The organism is Pseudomonas sp. HY2-MNA-CIBAN-0224 (assembly GCF_040310285.1).
GTDB classification, from domain to species: Bacteria; Pseudomonadota; Gammaproteobacteria; order Pseudomonadales; family Pseudomonadaceae; genus Aquipseudomonas; species Aquipseudomonas helleri.
The window spans coordinates 1-237 of sequence record NZ_JBEOPQ010000903.1; the positions used below are offsets into that span (position 1 = coordinate 1).

At 73.0% G+C, this 237-nt stretch carries 1 pseudogene; it reads left to right on the top strand.

What is annotated here, in order from left to right:
• Nucleotides 1–237: pseudogene (locus tag AAEZ03_RS28855) on the top strand (carbon-nitrogen hydrolase family protein); the annotation flags it as partial.

Below are 237 nucleotides of genomic sequence, written 5' to 3' on the forward strand. Positions count from 1 at the left end.
TTGCTTCGTCGTGAGCGCGTGCCAGGTGCAGCCGTCGCCGCGCGCGCTCGGCATCGACGTGCCGGGCTGGGACCCCGAGCGGCCGCTGATCCGCGGCGGCAGCGTGATCGTCGGGCCGCTCGGCGACCCGTTGACGGAGCCGCTGATCGGCGAGGCCGGGCTCGTCACCGCCCGTATCGACACCGACGAGCTCGTGAAGGCGCGCTACGACTTCGACGTCGTCGGCCACTATGCGCG